This window comes from Mesopusillimonas faecipullorum (assembly GCF_020539505.1).
In the GTDB taxonomy this organism is placed as follows: domain Bacteria; phylum Pseudomonadota; class Gammaproteobacteria; order Burkholderiales; family Burkholderiaceae_B; genus Mesopusillimonas; species Mesopusillimonas faecipullorum.
Genome location: NZ_JACDXW010000003.1, coordinates 115,266 through 130,480, shown reverse-complemented (window position 1 = coordinate 130,480; position 15,215 = coordinate 115,266). Strand labels below are relative to the sequence as shown.

At 58.8% G+C, this 15,215-nt stretch carries 15 protein-coding genes; 5 read left to right on the top strand and 10 right to left on the bottom strand.

The annotated features are described in order from the left end of the window. Positions 1–3 precede the first annotated feature (3 nt). From fdhF to H0484_RS07095, 3 genes are read right to left on the bottom strand one after another with little or no spacing between them, the layout of a single operon-like run. A complete protein-coding gene (fdhF, locus tag H0484_RS07105) occupies positions 4–2,874 on the bottom strand; it encodes a formate dehydrogenase subunit alpha (protein WP_226953853.1) in 2,871 nt (956 codons plus the stop codon). Positions 2,875–2,888: 14 nt separating this feature from the next. After that, the gene (locus H0484_RS07100) at positions 2,889–4,457 is read right to left on the bottom strand and encodes a formate dehydrogenase beta subunit (RefSeq protein WP_226953852.1); all 1,569 of its coding nucleotides are present in this window, start codon (positions 4,455–4,457) and stop codon (positions 2,889–2,891) included. Continuing rightward, positions 4,454–4,951, bottom strand: coding sequence for a formate dehydrogenase subunit gamma (locus H0484_RS07095; protein WP_226953851.1), 498 nt, complete (start codon positions 4,949–4,951; stop codon positions 4,454–4,456). Before H0484_RS07095 ends, H0484_RS07100 begins: the two co-directional genes overlap by 4 nt. A 138-nt stretch (positions 4,952–5,089) precedes the next feature. Here H0484_RS07095 and H0484_RS07090 point away from each other — a divergent pair, with 138 nt between their 5' ends. From H0484_RS07090 to H0484_RS07080, 3 genes are all read left to right on the top strand, one after another. Continuing rightward, positions 5,090–6,226, top strand: coding sequence for a substrate-binding domain-containing protein (locus H0484_RS07090; RefSeq protein ID WP_226953850.1), 1,137 nt, complete (start codon positions 5,090–5,092; stop codon positions 6,224–6,226). Further along, a complete protein-coding gene (moaA, locus tag H0484_RS07085; protein WP_226953849.1) occupies positions 6,223–7,317 on the top strand; it encodes a GTP 3',8-cyclase MoaA in 1,095 nt (364 codons plus the stop codon). Before H0484_RS07090 ends, moaA begins: the two co-directional genes overlap by 4 nt. 158 nt (positions 7,318–7,475) lie before the next feature. After that, positions 7,476–8,234 (top strand): hypothetical protein, encoded by a 759-nt coding sequence (locus H0484_RS07080; RefSeq protein WP_226953848.1) that lies wholly within the window; start codon positions 7,476–7,478, stop codon positions 8,232–8,234. Positions 8,235–8,337: 103 nt separating this feature from the next. On the opposite strand, the gene H0484_RS07075 is transcribed toward H0484_RS07080, so the two are convergent. The 7 genes from H0484_RS07075 to H0484_RS07045 are packed head-to-tail and all read right to left on the bottom strand — an operon-like array spanning position 8,338 to position 12,524. Continuing rightward, positions 8,338–9,543 carry a molybdopterin molybdotransferase MoeA gene (locus H0484_RS07075; RefSeq protein WP_226953847.1) on the bottom strand — a complete coding sequence of 402 codons (1,206 nt, stop codon included), beginning with the start codon at positions 9,541–9,543 and terminating at the stop codon, positions 8,338–8,340. Further along, positions 9,536–10,006: a molybdenum cofactor biosynthesis protein MoaE gene (locus H0484_RS07070; protein WP_226953846.1), complete on the bottom strand. Its 471-nt coding sequence runs from the start codon at positions 10,004–10,006 to the stop codon at positions 9,536–9,538. Before H0484_RS07070 ends, H0484_RS07075 begins: the two co-directional genes overlap by 8 nt. A gap of 1 nt (position 10,007) precedes the next feature. After that, entirely contained in the window at positions 10,008–10,259 is a 252-nt protein-coding gene (moaD, locus tag H0484_RS07065) for a molybdopterin converting factor subunit 1 (protein WP_226953845.1), read from the bottom strand. Next, positions 10,240–10,737, bottom strand: coding sequence for a cyclic pyranopterin monophosphate synthase MoaC (moaC, locus tag H0484_RS07060; RefSeq protein ID WP_226953844.1), 498 nt, complete (start codon positions 10,735–10,737; stop codon positions 10,240–10,242). Before moaC ends, moaD begins: the two co-directional genes overlap by 20 nt. Before the next feature lies 1 nt (position 10,738). Further along, positions 10,739–11,257 (bottom strand): dihydrofolate reductase, encoded by a 519-nt coding sequence (locus tag H0484_RS07055; RefSeq protein WP_226953843.1) that lies wholly within the window; start codon positions 11,255–11,257, stop codon positions 10,739–10,741. Between the two features lie 21 nt (positions 11,258–11,278). Then, positions 11,279–12,073, bottom strand: coding sequence for a thymidylate synthase (locus tag H0484_RS07050; protein ID WP_226953842.1), 795 nt, complete (start codon positions 12,071–12,073; stop codon positions 11,279–11,281). A gap of 16 nt (positions 12,074–12,089) precedes the next feature. After that, positions 12,090–12,524, bottom strand: coding sequence for an OsmC family protein (locus H0484_RS07045; RefSeq protein ID WP_226953841.1), 435 nt, complete (start codon positions 12,522–12,524; stop codon positions 12,090–12,092). A 123-nt stretch (positions 12,525–12,647) separates the two neighbouring features. Between H0484_RS07045 and coq7 the strand changes: the two genes are divergently transcribed. Continuing rightward, positions 12,648–13,340 (top strand): 2-polyprenyl-3-methyl-6-methoxy-1,4-benzoquinone monooxygenase, encoded by a 693-nt coding sequence (coq7, locus tag H0484_RS07040; RefSeq protein ID WP_226953840.1) that lies wholly within the window; start codon positions 12,648–12,650, stop codon positions 13,338–13,340. 739 nt (positions 13,341–14,079) lie between these two features. Continuing rightward, entirely contained in the window at positions 14,080–15,162 is a 1,083-nt protein-coding gene (locus H0484_RS07035) for an MraY family glycosyltransferase (RefSeq protein ID WP_226954120.1), read from the top strand. Positions 15,163–15,215 lie beyond the last annotated feature (53 nt).

The following is a 15,215-nucleotide window of genomic DNA, read 5'->3' as shown; positions in this document are numbered from 1 at the left end:
GTGTCAGGGCTGCTCAATGGCTTCCTGGGAACTGGCACGTAGCAGTGCCAGCTGGGTACCCGTAAAGCTGGACCATTCCTTCTGCCAATCGGAGGTCTGCGTGACCTTGCGCACCTGCACTGCCGTTACTTTGTACTCGGGGCAGTTGGTAGCCCAGTCCGAGCTATCGGTGGTAACCACATTGGCGCCGGACTCCGGGAAGTGGAAGGTGGTGTAGACCACGCCCGGCTGTATCCGTTCGGTGACGTCGGCACGCAGTACGGTTTCGCCCACACGGCTTTGAATCGCCACCCAGTCGCCCTGATTCACGCCGCGATCCTCAGCGTCTTGTGGGTGTATCTCGAGCACGTCGGCGCTATGCCACATATTGTTGTCGGTGCGGCGTGTCTGTGCTCCCACGTTGTACTGCGACAGAATACGGCCGGTGGTCAACAACAGCGGGAATTTGCGCGTGCTGCGCTCGTCGGTGGGAATGTACTGCGTAATCATGAACTTGCCCTTGCCGCGCACGAAAGCGTCTGTGTGCATGATGGGCGTGCCTTCGGGCGCCTGCTCGTTGCAAGGCCACTGAACGCTGCCCCCCAGCTCTTCGATGCGAGCAAAGGAAACCCCCGTGAAAGTGGGCGTCAGGCGTGCGATCTCGTCCATGATTTCGCTGGGGTGCGAGTAGTTCATGGGGTAGCCCAAGGCCTTGGAAAGCAGGCAGGTTGCCTCCCAGTCGGCGTAGCCGCCCATCGGCTCCATCACCTTGCGTACCCGCGAGATACGGCGTTCGGCATTGGTGAAAGTGCCGTCTTTTTCCAGGAAGGACGAACCCGGCAGGAAAACGTGTGCGAACTTGGCGGTTTCGTTCAGGAAGATGTCCTGGACGATGATGCACTCCATGGCAGACAGCGCTGCCTCCACGTGTTGCGTGTTGGGGTCGGATTGCGCTATGTCTTCGCCTTGGCAATACAAGGCCTTGAAACTGCCTTCCAGCGCCGCGTCGAACATATTGGGAATGCGCAGGCCGGGCTCGGGCTGAATGCTAACGCCCCAGGCCTCTTCGAACTGGGCGCGAACGACGTTGTCGGAAACGTGGCGATAGCCTGGCAGTTCGTGCGGGAAGGAGCCCATGTCGCAAGAGCCCTGCACGTTGTTTTGGCCTCGCAGAGGGTTGACGCCCACACCCTCGCGACCCACGTTACCGGTGGCCATGGCCAGGTTGGCAATGGCCATCACCGTGGTAGAACCTTGGCTGTGTTCGGTGACGCCCAGGCCGTAGTAAATGGACCCATTACCGCCGGTTGCAAACAAGCGAGCGGCGTTGCGGATGTCTTCAGCGGGTACGCCTGTAACGCCCTGCATGGCTTCGGGGGAGTTCTCGGGCTGGGAGACGAACGCACGCCATTGCTCGAAGGCGGGGATTTCGCAGCGCTCTTTCACGAAGTCTTCCGCGATCAGGCCTTCGGTGGCAATGACGTGTGCCAAGGCAGTGAGCATGGCGGTGTTGGTGCCCGGGCGCAGCGGCAGATGGTAGTCGGCCTTGATATGGGGCGAGTCAACCAGCTCGGTCTGGCGGGGGTCGATGACGATAAGCTTGGCGCCTTGGCGCAAACGCTTTTTTAGGCGCGAAGCAAACACAGGGTGTGCTGCGCTGGGGTTGGCGCCGATGACAATCACGACATCGGTATGCATGACCGAATCAAAGGTTTGCGTGCCGGCGGATTCACCCAGCGTTACCTTAAGGCCGTAACCCGTGGGCGAATGGCATACCCGTGCGCAGGTGTCGACGTTGTTGGTGCCAAAAGCGGCGCGTACGAGCTTCTGCACCAGATAGGTTTCTTCGTTGGTGCAGCGCGAAGACGTCAGACCGCCTACGGAGTTGCGGCCATACTTGGCCTGTATGCGCTTGATCTCGGAAGCGGCATACTGAATGGCTTCGTCCCAGCTGACTTCGCGCCAGGGGTCTTGAATGTTGGCCCGTATCATGGGCTTGGTGATGCGGTCTTTGTGGGTGGCGTAGCCCCAGGCGAAACGCCCCTTGACGCAAGAATGCCCGCGATTGGCTTGGCCGTCCTTCCAAGGCACCATGCGCACTACTTGCTCGCCTTTCATTTCGGCTTTGAAGCCGCAACCCACGCCGCAATAAGCGCAGGTAGTGACGACCGCATGTTCGGGCTGGCCCATGTCGATAACGGTTTTTTCGGTCAGTGTGGCGGTGGGGCAGGCCTGCACGCAAGCACCGCAAGAGACGCATTCGCTATCGATGAAATCTTCGTGCTGACCCGCCGTAACGCGCGAGTCGAACCCTTTGCCGGTGATGGTCAGGGCGAAAGTCCCTTGTACCTCTTCGCAGGCCCGCACACAGCGGCTGCAGACGATGCATTTGGAGGCATCGTAAGAAAAATAAGGGTTGGAGGCGTCGGTAGGGTCGCTAAGGTGATTGGCCCCGTCGAAGCCGTAACGCACATTGCGCAAGCCCACTTGGCCGGCCATGTCTTGCAGTTCGCAATTACCGTTTGCAGGGCAGGTCAGGCAGTCTAGCGGGTGGTCGGAGATGTAGAGCTCCATGACGTTGCGACGCAGGTCGTGCAGCTTGGGCGTTTCGGTGCGCACAACCATGCCTTCTTCAACAGGCGTGGTGCACGATGCCGGATAGCCGCGGCGCCCTTGAATTTCGACCAGACAAAGGCGACAGGAGCCGAAGGCTTCCACGCTGTCGGTTGCGCAAAGCTTGGGGATGTTGACGCCGGATTCGGCGGCAGCACGCATGACTGAGGTACCGGCGGGGACGGTGCAGCGCTGGCCGTCTATGGTCAGCGTGACCATCTCGGTCTGTAGCGAGACCGGGGTGCCGAAGTCACGTTCGCGAATAACGATGGTTTCAAGCATGAGAGATCTCCGGTTCAGGCGGGCTCGTCCGAAGTCACAGGGCGGGTTACGCCGAAGTCTTCGGGGAAGTGGTTGAGTGCGGACAGCACCGGGTAGGGAGCCATGCCGCCCAGCGCGCACAGCGAGCCGGCCAACATGGTGTCGCACAAGTCGCGCAACAGCGTGATTTGTTGCTCACGCTGTTGGCCGTTGCGTATCTTTTGAATGACCTCTACGCCGCGAGTTGATCCTATGCGACAGGGCGTGCACTTGCCACAGGATTCGACGGCACAGAAATGCATGGCGTATTGAGCCATGTGAGCCATGTCTACGTTGTCGTCAAAGGCCACAATACCGCCGTGGCCGACCATGGCCGACATGGCGGCATAGGTTTCGTAATCGATGGGGGCGTCCCACTGCGACTCGGGCAGATAGGCGCCCAAGGGGCCACCCACCTGCGCCGCGCGCAGAGGTTTGCCCGAGGCACTGCCGCCGCCGTAGTCGTACAGCAGTTCACGCAAGGTGAGCCCGAAGGCGCGCTCGACCAGGCCGCCCTGCTTGATATTGCCCGTAAGCTGGAAAGGCAGAGTGCCTTTGGAGCGGCCCATGCCAAAGTCGCGGTAATGGGCTGCGCCCTTTGCCATGACGATGGGAACGGTGGCCAGCGAGATCACGTTGTTGACGACGGTAGGTTTGCCAAACAAACCCACGATGGCGGGCAGCGGTGGCTTGGCACGTACTTGGCCGCGTTTGCCTTCCAGGCTTTCCAGCATGGAGGTTTCTTCGCCGCAAATATAGGCGCCCGCCCCGACACGCACTTCAAGATCAAAGGTGTGGCCGCTACCGGCGACATCAGTGCCCAGCCAACCGGCTGCACGCATGATCTGGATGGCTTCGTTAAGGGTGGAAACGGCGTAGGGATACTCAGAGCGCACGTAGATATAGCCATAGGTTGCACCCACAGCCAAGCCGGCGATGGCCATCCCTTCGATCAGCGTGAAAGGATCGCCTTCCATGATGAGTCGATCGGAAAACGTACCTGAATCGCCTTCGTCTGCGTTACAGGCAATGTATTTCTGGTCTGCCGGTGAGGTCAGTACGGTTTTCCATTTGATGCCGGTGGGAAAAGCCGCACCGCCCCGGCCACGCAGGCCGGAGTCGGTGACTTCGGTGACGATTTCCATGGGCTGCATGGAGAGTGCGCGCCGTAGCCCCGCCAGCCCGCCGTGGGCTTCGTAGTCGGCCAGGTTGAGCGGGTCGGTAATGCCCACACGAGCGAAGGTAAGCCGCTGCTGATTTTTCAGGTAGGGGATTTCTTCGGTAAGGCCATGGCACAGTGCGTGGCTGCCGCCTTGCAGCCAATCGGCATCGAACAGGCCGGGCACGTCTTGGGCTTGCACGGGGCCGTAGGCAATGCGGCCCTGCGGGGTTTGTATCTCGACCAAGGTTTCCAGCCACAGCATGCCGCGCGAACCGTTGCGCACAATCTGGACGGCTTGACCGCGGCGCTGGGCTTCTTGACGTACCGCCAAGGCCACAGCATCGGCGCCAACGGCCAACGCGGCTGAGTCGCGGGGGATAAAAACGGTGACGGCGGTGCTCATGCCTGGACTCCTTGTTCGGCCAGCAAGGCATCGAGTCGCTCGGGCGTCATGCGTGCATGCGGCTTGCCATTGAGCATGACAGCAGGCGATTGCGCACAGAGGCCCAGACAGTAAACGGGTTCCAGGGTGATGGCGCCGTCGCTGCGGGTGGCGTGGAAATCGCAACCCAGCTTACGGCTGGCCTGTTCGGCCAACTGCTCGGCACCCATGGCCTGACAGGCCTCGGCCCGACAGATTTCCAGGACATGACGCCCTGCGGGTGTTTCGCGGAAATGGGGGTAGAAGCTGATGACGCCTTGGACTTCGGCGCGCGAACGCTGCAAAGCCTGGGCGATGACGGGCACGGACACGGCGGGAATGTAGCCCACGGCATGCTGGATACCGTGCAGGATAGGCAGCAGCGTGCCAAGGCGGCCTTCGTGGCGTTCAAGCACTTGGCGCGTGACTTGCAAAATGGCGTCTTCCGAGAGGGGGGCCTTCTGCGGAGTATTCATGAGGAATCCTTGGATGGGGGGCTGCGGTGAACTAAAAACCGCAGTATCATGTAATGTGTTGCATATTAAAAGTGGCGAAGGACGCGCCTACCCATCGATAATCTACGCTTTCCTGGCGGGGTTTTCAATAGGAAATCCATGACATATAACTTTCACCTACAGCCGCAGACCTCTTGGACACTGCATACGCCCAGCGGCGAGTCCATGTCCATGAGCGATTTACTGCTTTTGCTAGAGGCGGTGAATCAGGCAGGCCATATTGCGGGTGCCTGCAAAAGCTGTGGGGTGTCGTATCGGCATGCCTGGGGGGTGTTGCGCCGGGCCGAGTCTTTATTGGGGGCGGCGCTATTAACCACCAGCCGACGTCAGGGCAGTCAACTGACTGGTTTGGGGCGACAGTTGTTGCAAGCCCATCGCAAGGCCGCAGGCCGCCTTATCGAGGTGCAAGAGGACGCTGCCCAAGAATTCAGCGACGTGTTGGCGTTGCTACGGGGCGATCCTCAGCAGGTGCCGCGCTTGCGTTTGCATGCCAGTCATGGTTTTGCCGTCGAAGGCATGTTGCGCATGGCGCAGTCTCAAGGCTTGGCGGGGCTGGATTTGCGTTATCGCAGTGCCATAGAAGCTCTCATGGCTTTGCATCGCGACGAGTGCGATTTGGCCGGGTTTCAAGTGCCTGTGGGGCCTTTTCAGGCAGACATGCTGGCTTACTACCGGCCCTGGTTAGACGCAGGCCGGCATCGCTTGATCTATCTGGCCCAGCGCGAAACCGGTCTGTTTGTGCGTCAAGGCAACCCCAAGGGCATTCAAGGCGTACACGACCTCACTACCGAAGGCGTGCGTTTCGTGAATCGTCAGGCCGGTTCGGGCACACGGTTGCTGCTAGAGCATATGTTGCGCCAGGCGGGCCTGCGCACGCAGCAGGTGCAAGGCTACGACAGCAGCGAGTTCACTCACATGGCGGTGGCGGCGCATATCGCCAGCGGCATGGCGGATGCCGGCATGGGGGTGCGTACCGCAGCCGAACGCTGCGGGCTGGATTTCATCTCCCTGACACAAGAACGTTACTTTTTTGCCGTGCGTAGCGACAGGCTGGAAAAGCCCATCATGCGCCAGTGGTTGGCTTTGCTCGACAGCCCAGTCTATCGTGAACACGTTGGTGGTCTGGCTGGGTATGATGCTCAGGGCGTGGGCGCAGTGCTTACGCTGGAGCAGGCGTTTGGGGCTGATGCGGGGCAAGCGGTGGCGCGCCCTGTGTTGAAAGAGGTCATGGCATGAGCAAGGTATTCGTTCTTACGCCCGAAGAATCGGTCAGCCCTTTGGTGTTGAGGGCTGCCCCCTTGCCCGGCGCGCCCGCCTTGGATACGCGCAATAGGCCTTTGCATGATTTGCGCATCTCGGTAACCGACCGCTGTAATTTTCGCTGTACCTACTGTATGCCGCGTGATCAGTTCGGCCCCGATCACGCTTTCATGCCTCATGCCAGCTTGTTGCGCTTTGAAGAAATCCTGCGTGTGGCGCAAGCCGCCGTGTCGTTGGGGGTGCGTAAGCTGCGTTTAACCGGCGGCGAACCTTTGTTGCGCAAAGACATAGAAAAGCTCATTGCCATGCTGGCGCAGCTGCGTACGCCGCAAGGCGACCCCGTCGAGCTCGCAATGACGACCAATGGCACCTTGCTCGGGCGCAAGGCCCGTGCCCTGCACGAGGCGGGTTTGGGGCGCGTCAGCGTCAGTCTGGATGCCCTCGACGACGCTCAGTTTCGTCGTCTTAGCGATAGCGATGTCAGTGTGGCCACAGTGCTTGAGGGCATAGAAGCCGCTGCCGCCGCGGGCTTGAGCCCGGTCAAAGTCAATATGGTGGTACGCAAAGGCCTTAATGACGATCAGATCCTGCCCATGGCCCGGCATTTCCGCCACACGGGGCACATCCTACGTTTTATCGAGTTCATGGATGTCGGCAATACCAATGGTTGGAATCTCGACGAAGTCATGTCGGGGCGTCAAATACTTGATCGCTTATGCCAAGAGTTCGAGATGGAACCTGTGGCCCCCGGCTATCGCGGCGAGGTGGCCGAGCGTTGGCGTTATGCCGATGGGGCAGGCGAGGTCGGGGTGATCACCAGCGTTTCCCAGCCTTTCTGTGGCGACTGCAGCCGAGCCAGGCTGTCGCCCGAAGGGCGCCTGTATCTTTGCTTGTTCGCTCACCAGGGCTTTGATTTGCGGGCCGTGCTGCGCGGCGGCGTGTCAGACGAAGATCTGCGTGCGCATTTAGCGGGTATCTGGGGTCAACGCGACGACCGTTACTCTGAGATCCGCGGTCGCCAAACTTTGGCATCACCCAAAATAGAGATGAGCTATATCGGCGGGTGAGCCAGGGGTGTAGACCACGCCGCGCTGCGGTAACCATGTAGTGACATTTACGTTCACTACGTATGGCGGTGAAGGTGGCGGATAACGGATAGTAGGAATCCTTATATCGGCGTCTTGCGTGGACGTCTGATTCATTCCCTGCCCAAGGCACCCGCCGCATGGCCTATCGATCGGATTTTGACAGCGCTTGGAAAGACACTTTACAGGCTTACTTTCCGCAGTTTCTGGCCTTGCTGTGGCCGGACATTCACGTGCAGATAGATTGGCGCCATTCTCCCGAGTTTCTGGACAAAGAGCTGCAAGCCTTGCTGCGCAGCCGCGCGCGTGGGCGGCGGCATGTGGACAAGTTGGTGCTGGTGCGCTTATTGACCGGCCAGGACGCGCTGGTGTTGGTTCACGTTGAGATTCAGGCAGGGCGGGATGCGGCACTCGCTCATCGTATGTTTGCTTATCACGTGCGCTTGCGCGAGAAATATCCGCAGCGCTCGGTGGTAAGCCTGGCTGTGCTGACCGAAGGGGCAAACCTGGCGCCAACAAGGCACACCTACGCTTACGATTATTGGGGCTTCAGCCGGGATAATGTCGTACAGTTGTTTCGCATCATAGACGCGATGGTGGGTCTGCCGGAGGCTCTGGAGTCCGCCTTCGGAGACGCTGTCATTCAGATCGAAGAGGAAAAGCAAATGGTGTACATCAGCAGCGTAGAACGCGTGATTCGCAAACGCGAGCACGATCAGGGCATGGAAAAAGGCCTTCAAAAAGGCGCAGCCGAAATCCTGTCCGTCCAACTCGTCCGCAAGTTCGGCGCGCTACCCGACTGGGTGCGCGCGCGCATGGCGCAGGCCGACGAAACTAGCCTGAGCCGTTGGGCGTTGCAGATTCTGGACGCCCAGCGTATCGAAGACGTGTTTAACTAATTAGGTGGATGGCTGCAATTGTGCCATCATCGTTAATGTTGGCGCAACGTAAACATGTCCGCACCTCCATGCCTATGCCTAAGCATCGACCGGCGGCAAAGCGCTAGCGCAGCCAGTCGTGCCATGCGTAGTAACTGACCATAGCGCCGTCGCCGGTCAGAGTATCGGGCGGAATGCGCGCCAGGCCATCCGAATCGGCCAGCGAACTGATAATGTTAGAGCCTTGTTTAGCATAAGGTTGCAGCAGCAGTGTGCCTTGCTTGTCGGTGGCGGCACGCACGCGAAGGAACTCAGCGCGAGTTTCTTTGTAAGGCCTGTTGCAGTTCAGTCGACCTGTATTCACTGGGGGTAGGCAATCGCTGCGCCCCTGCATGCGACGAATAAGCGGCGTTACCATCAGCGCAAACACCACATAAGCAGACACCGGGTTACCCGGCAAGCACACAACCGGCGTCTCGCCCAACCAAGCGAGCGCCACAGGCTTGCCTGGTTTCATGCGCACTTTCCATAGGTCTAGCGAGGCCCCGGCTTGTTCCAGGGCTGGGCGGACATAGTCTTTCTCGCCCACCGAAATACCGCCTACCGTGAGGATGAGATCGCAATCTACACGCAGTGTGGCGAGCGCTTTTTCTATGGCTTGCGGCTGGTCGGGGGCGTGGATTTGATGCACCACTTGGGCACCCATGCCGGCACTGAGCGCAGCCAGTGTGGGGCCGTTGGTGTTGTAGATTTGCGCCGGGCCCAGTGCCTGGCCCGGCACTACAAGTTCATCACCGTTGGTGAGAATGCCAATGCGTAGCCGCTTATAAACGCTGATGCGATCGCGGCCTTGTGCCGCCAGGCAGGTAAGTTCGGCAGGCTCTAGGCGCGTGCCTGCTTGCAGAATGACTTGACCGGCAGCCATGTCTTCACCGCGTTTGCGCACGTTCTCGCCTAGCTGGGGTGTGGAGTGAATGGTGACGGTGTTATCCGTCTCAGTGCAGTTTTCTTGAATAACAACCGTGTCGGCCCCGGCAGGTATCAGGCTGCCGGTAAACAGCCGTATAGCATGCCCTGGTTTGAGGGCCGCTGGGCTTTCGCCGGCGTATACGCGTTGCTGTATGGGCAAGGCCTGATCGGGGTGAAAGTCGGCCAGGCGCACAGCATAGCCGTCCATGGCGCTGTTATCGTCGGGCGGCAGATTCACCGTGGCGGTAATGGTTTCGGCCAATACGCGACCCAACGCTTCGTGCAGTAGGCAATTTTCTGTTTTGTCAGTGGCTTGGCCGGCTTCGACCATGCGCGCTTGGGCAGTATCAAAATCAAGCATTGGGCTGGGTATCCATCCATTCAGAAGTGCGGTCGGCATCGTCTTGCTTTTGTTCTACCCAAAAGCGCTGTCCGTCAGCCAGTGTCTCGCGCTTCCAAAAGGGCGCGCGTGTCTTGAGGGCGTCGATAACAAACTCGCAGGCCCGAAAGGCGTCGCCTCTGTGGGCGCTGGCGACACCGATAAATACAATCTGGTCGGTATGTGCAAGCTCGCCATGCCTGTGTACGGCCACGATTTCTTCTATGCGCCAGCGCTGGCGCGCCGTCTCGCAAAGTGCTTCGATTTCGCGTTCGCACATGCCTGGATAATGTTCGAGATACAGGCTGCGCGTGGCCTGGCCTTCAGTGTAGTCGCGAACATAGCCGGTGAAGGTGACAATCGCACCCGCTTTGCCGGCACTGCGTGCGCGCAACTGAGCGGTTAACTGCGCCGCATCGAAATCTTGGGGTTGGACGATGACCATCTCAGCCTCCGGTAACCGGCTCGAACACCGCAACCTCATCGCCGGGTTGAATCAGGGTTTGAGCCTGAGCGTATTGCTGGTTTACCGCTATCTTAAGACGACGGGCCGGCTCTAATTGTGGGTAGCGCTGCACCAAAGCTTGCAGCCAGGCTTGGCAGCTAAGGGGCTCGGCCAGCGGCCAGGTTTCTTCGCGTACGCCTGTCAGCTCGGCGACCCGTGCAAAATAAAGGACTTTAAGAGGCATGCCATTCACCGCTTTTACCTCCAGATTTATGGATGAGCCGCATGGCATCGATACGTATGCCTTTATCGGCTGCCTTGCACATATCGTAAATGGTCAGCGCGGCAATGCTGCAAGCGGTGAGAGCTTCCATTTCCACGCCTGTTTGGGAACTGGTTTTGCAGGTGGCCCGTACGGTAATGGTATGCGTGGCTTCATCCATTTCGAAATCCACGCCTGCAAAGCTAAGGGGCAGGCTGTGGCACAAAGGGATGAGTTCGGCGCAACGCTTGGCTGCTAACACACCGGCAATGCGTGCGGTGTTCAAGACCTCCCCTTTGCTATTGGCTTGCGCAGAAAGCAGATGCCACGCCGTTTGCCCCATGCTGACTTGTGCCTGGGCCGTCGCGCTGCGCTGCGTACTGGCCTTGTGGCCGACATCCACCATGCGGGCTTGGCCCGTTTCATCCAGGTGGCTGAGCGTGGGGGCGGAGGAGGAAGCTGATGTCATGTCAATCCGAGGCAGCGATGCGTCGCCGATAAAGTACAAAGTCGAAGGCCAGCCCGTTTTCTTCGGGCTGGGGCTCGCGTGAGACTTCTTCCCATTCTTCGGGATCAATAGGGGGGAAGAAAACGTCGCCCTCCGGTTCGGCGTGAATTTCAGTGGCGACGATTTCATCGGCCAGGGGCAGGGCGGCCTGGAAGATCTCGGCGCCACCAATAATGCAAAGCGTATCTTGGCCTGAACAGGCCAGCACAGCGGCGGCCAGGGTGGGATAAATTTCGGCGCCTGGAGCCAAGTAATCGCTTTGGCGGGTGATCACCAGATTACGCCGTCCTGGCAGCGGGCGCCCTAAAGATTCCCAAGTGCGCCTGCCCATCAAAATGGGTTGGCCCATGGTAACCCGTTTGAAATGCGCCAAGTCACTGGGCAGACGCCACGGCAGATCGTTGTCTTTGCCTATGACGCGGTTGGCGGCGTAAGCGACGACGAAGCGGACAAGAGGGTGTGGGGTATGAGTGTCGGGCATGGCGAAAAAAGGTGCCCCACGCTATACGGCGACCGGCGCCTTGATATGGGGGTGAGCCTGGTAGTTTTCTATGGCGAAGTCTTCGTACTCGTAGTCGAACAGACTGTCGGGCTTGCGCAGGATACGCAGTTGCGGATACGGGTAAGGGTCGCGCGCCAGTTGCTGCTCAACTTGCTCGAGATGGTTGCTATACAGGTGGCAGTCGCCACCCGTCCAGATAAAGTCACCGACTTCCAGATTGCATTGCTGCGCCACCATGTGCGTTAACAGCGCATAACTGGCGATGTTGAACGGCACACCCAGAAAGATATCGGCGCTGCGTTGATAGAGCTGGCAAGAGAGTTTGCCTTGCGCCACGTAAAACTGGAAAAAAGCATGGCACGGCGGCAATGCCATATTGGGGATGTCGGCCACGTTCCACGCCGACACGATCAGGCGCCGTGAGTCGGGGTTGCTGCGTATTTGCTGCAAGACCTGGGTGATCTGGTCTATGTGCTGACCGTCGGGAGCGGGCCAGGAGCGCCATTGCACTCCGTAAACGGGGCCGAGGTCGCCGTTGGCGTCAGCCCACTCGTTCCAGATGCTGACCCCGCGTTCCTGCAACCAGCGCGCATTGTTGTCGCCTCGCAAAAACCACAGCAACTCTATGAAGATGCTTTTGGTGTGCAGCTTCTTGGTGGTCACCAGCGGAAAACCTTCTTGCAGGTCGAATCGCATCTGATGGCCGAAGACCGAGCGTGTGCCTGTACCGGTGCGGTCGGTCTTGGTGACGCCGTTCTCGTACACGTACCGCATGAGGTCTTCGTATTGGCGCATGACTTTAACTATTTCTTTACTGGGGGGAGTTCAGATCTACGATATCCACGCTGTGCGTGATGTCGGCGCTTTTGGCTAACATGGCCGAAGCTGAGCAGTACTTTTCGTGCGATAGCTTCACGGCGCGCTCGACGGCGGCTGTCGGCAATCCATGGCCTGTCACGGTAAAGGCGAAGTGTATCTTCGTGAATACCTTGGGGTCGGTCTCGGCGCGCTCGGCCTGCAGCTTGACCTGGCAATCGCGTATGTCGTGGCGACCGCGCTTAAGAATAAGCACGACATCGTAGGCGGCGCAGCCACCCGTGCCCGCCAGCAACATTTCCATGGGGCGAGGTGCCAAGTTGTTGCCACCGCCCTCGGGCGCACCATCCATGGCGGTGACGTGGCCGCTGCCAGTGCGGGCAACGAACAGCATGCCTTCGGGGCCGCCCCAATCAATTGTGCATTCCATGCGATTCTCTAAGCGAAACGAAGTGATTTTGGTACAAGCGTTAATCATAGCTTACCCGGCAGCCACCATAGCCTGTGCCAGGCTGGAAGGTATACTGAATAGTGTCTTGCCAGGAGGTGTTTCATGTCTCATAAAGTTCATGCTGCGTCGCTCTCTGCGGGCGTGCGTCGTTTTTCCCGTATCGATGACGTGCTGACAGAAGCCGGCAGAGCCTTGCGGATTCTTGCCGGCGCGGCTCAGGCAGGCCGGCCCAACCCTGCGGCAGGCGGGGGCGCGCAAGCCAAAGCGCAGGATGCCGAACTTAGTACCGAACAGCGCCGCCACGCGGCGGGCCTGATGCGTGTGAATCACGTGGGCGAGGTGTGCGCTCAAGCCTTGTATCGCGGGCAGGCATTAGGGTGCCAAGACGCCAGTGTGCGCGAGGTGTTTCAACAAGCCGCCGCCGAAGAAGTCGACCATCTTGCTTGGTGCGATCAGCGCCTGAAAGAGTTAGACAGCCGCCCCAGCTATCTTAATCCCGTGTGGTATGCCGGCTCGTTTGCCTTGGGTGCTTTAGCCTCGCGCGCCGGCACAGGGCTGAATTTGGGCTTCATGGCCGAAACCGAACGCCAAGTCAGTGACCACCTTGATAGCCATCTGCGTCTATTGCCTGCTCAAGATCATCGCTCACGTCGTATTGTTGAGCAGATGCGCCAAGACGAAGACCAACATCGCAGCACGGCCGAGCAGCATGGGGGGCGGCCCTTACCCTTTTTGGTTAAGCGCGCGATGAAGCTCATGTCGCGCGTGATGACAGCTACGGCCTACCGTATCTAGCACCCTTTTCAGGGCTGGCGCGTGCGGAAAACAACAGGTTTTGCTTGATATTCAAAAAAACGGGAATAAAACGCTTGACGGCTAGGGGTTAACCCTTGTAATATCACTCCATACCCCTTGCAAAGCAGTCGCAAAGTCAGGCTCTAAGTTGATTTTTTAGGGTTAAGTAAAAAATCTTGCACTGCACAAATTTTCGCAATATAATGGGTTGTAGGATGTTGGAAAGCCTTCATAAGGTATGAGCAAAAAAGCTCCTGATGCAGGCCCGGCTCAAGCAAAAGCTTTTGTAGCCCAACATGCCAAGGTTGTCTCCTCCACCCTCCTCCTTTGGTGGATTTAGCCCGAGATCTTTAGATCTCGGGCTTTTTTTTGCCTGCTCGTTATGTGGCGCACCGGCAGCGCAGCGTTTTGAAATGTGCTGGGGGTCAATAGGTAAGCAAACTGGATTTCAAACCTTGTGTTACTGGAAACGAAATGTTGCGACGCAACGAAACAAATAAGGCCTAAACCCAGCCAGCAATCTGTTGCAATAAAGTGACGCCACACTGTACAGGCTTGGGGATACGCTTACGCCAACGTTGTATCATCTTCCCGTTGCAATTTCTCGCGTTTGCGGGACGGCGCTGTTACATTGACGCCCCATAATGGGGTCTGTACGTATTGTGTCGTAGGGGGTTTTGTGGGTTCACCTCAAACCTGGGGTAGTCTTACCTGGCTTTATATCTGTATTGTGGCGTTCATGGTGGGCGGGCTGATTGTCGCCTCTGAACGCTGGCATGGCAGTTTTACCGGGGATTCCGATCTGGATAAGCCCCAGGCTTCGCACGCGCGGGCCACGCCCAGAGTCGGCGGGATTGCCGTTGTCGCAGGGTCTTTGGCCGGGCTGTTGGTACTAGGCCCCAGCAATATGACGCTGACGTGGTTATGGCCCGTGCTTTTTATCGCGGCCATGCCGGTATTTGTGTCCGGCTTACTCGAAGACATCACCAAAGAAGTCGGTGCCGGCAAGCGCTTGCTGGCAGCTTTTGCGTCGGCGGCTATTGCTTGGTGGCTGCTGGGTGGTGTTACGCGTGTGGGCATAGCGGGAATCGATTGGCTGTTGGCGTTCTGGCCTATCTCCATGGTGGTCACCGTGGTGGCGGTTGGCGGCTGTACGCACGCCCTCAATATCGTGGACGGCATGAACGGCCTGGCGGGCATGGTGGCCTTGTTGATGGCGCTGTCCATAGGCCTGGTGGCCTTCCAGGTGCAAGATATCCCCATTTTTCTGATCGCTGCGGCGCTGGCTTCGGCCACCCTGGGCTTCCTAGTTTGGAACTTCCCCTTTGGCCGGGTGTTTCTTGGGGATGGCGGGGCTTACTTCCTGGGTTTCATGCTGGCTGAACTGGCTGTGCAGTTGGTGGTGCGTAACCCCAGCGTATCGCCTTTCTATGCCTTGGCGGCGGTTTTCTATCCGGTATTCGAGACACTGTTTTCCATCTGGCGCCGTCGTTTCAAGCGCGGCACGCCGGTGGATCAGCCCGATGCTTTGCATTTGCATCAACTGGTGTTTCGCCGCTTGGTGCGTGTCACCTTCAGCCGTGATCGGCGCCATGCCGTCCCCGCGCTATGCAATGCTTTGGCATCGCCTTACCTATGGGTGCTCACCCTTATCGGTTTGGTGCCGGCAACTATTTGGTATGACGATGTCTATATATTGTGTGCCAGCATGGCGGTATTTGCGGCGGTCTATATCTGGATCTACTCGCGCCTGGTGTCATGGCGCAGGCCAGCCTGGCTGCTGTTGCCCTCTCTAGGTAAACGGGCCGGGCCACCCAAATAAGCTTAAACAGGTATGTGAGCGGCCCGCTAGGTGCCGTTCAGCCAAGATTGTTT

Coding starts and splice junctions, on each gene's coding strand:
- H0484_RS07090 (WP_226953850.1), top strand. CDS start 5,090: ATGACATATAACTTTCACCTACAGCCGCAGACCTCTTGGACACTGCAT.
- moaC (WP_226953844.1), bottom strand. CDS start 10,737: ATGACATCAGCTTCCTCCTCCGCCCCCACGCTCAGCCACCTGGATGAA.
- H0484_RS07080 (WP_226953848.1), top strand. CDS start 7,476: ATGGCCTATCGATCGGATTTTGACAGCGCTTGGAAAGACACTTTACAG.
- H0484_RS07035 (WP_226954120.1), top strand. CDS start 14,080: ATGGTGGGCGGGCTGATTGTCGCCTCTGAACGCTGGCATGGCAGTTTT.
- H0484_RS07055 (WP_226953843.1), bottom strand. CDS start 11,257: ATGCCCGACACTCATACCCCACACCCTCTTGTCCGCTTCGTCGTCGCT.
- H0484_RS07050 (WP_226953842.1), bottom strand. CDS start 12,073: ATGCGCCAATACGAAGACCTCATGCGGTACGTGTACGAGAACGGCGTC.
- H0484_RS07100 (WP_226953852.1), bottom strand. CDS start 4,457: ATGAGCACCGCCGTCACCGTTTTTATCCCCCGCGACTCAGCCGCGTTG.
- coq7 (WP_226953840.1), top strand. CDS start 12,648: ATGTCTCATAAAGTTCATGCTGCGTCGCTCTCTGCGGGCGTGCGTCGT.
- fdhF (WP_226953853.1), bottom strand. CDS start 2,874: ATGCTTGAAACCATCGTTATTCGCGAACGTGACTTCGGCACCCCGGTC.
- H0484_RS07075 (WP_226953847.1), bottom strand. CDS start 9,543: ATGCTTGATTTTGATACTGCCCAAGCGCGCATGGTCGAAGCCGGCCAA.
- H0484_RS07045 (WP_226953841.1), bottom strand. CDS start 12,524: ATGGAATGCACAATTGATTGGGGCGGCCCCGAAGGCATGCTGTTCGTT.
- H0484_RS07070 (WP_226953846.1), bottom strand. CDS start 10,006: ATGGTCATCGTCCAACCCCAAGATTTCGATGCGGCGCAGTTAACCGCT.
- H0484_RS07095 (WP_226953851.1), bottom strand. CDS start 4,951: ATGAATACTCCGCAGAAGGCCCCCCTCTCGGAAGACGCCATTTTGCAA.
- moaA (WP_226953849.1), top strand. CDS start 6,223: ATGAGCAAGGTATTCGTTCTTACGCCCGAAGAATCGGTCAGCCCTTTG.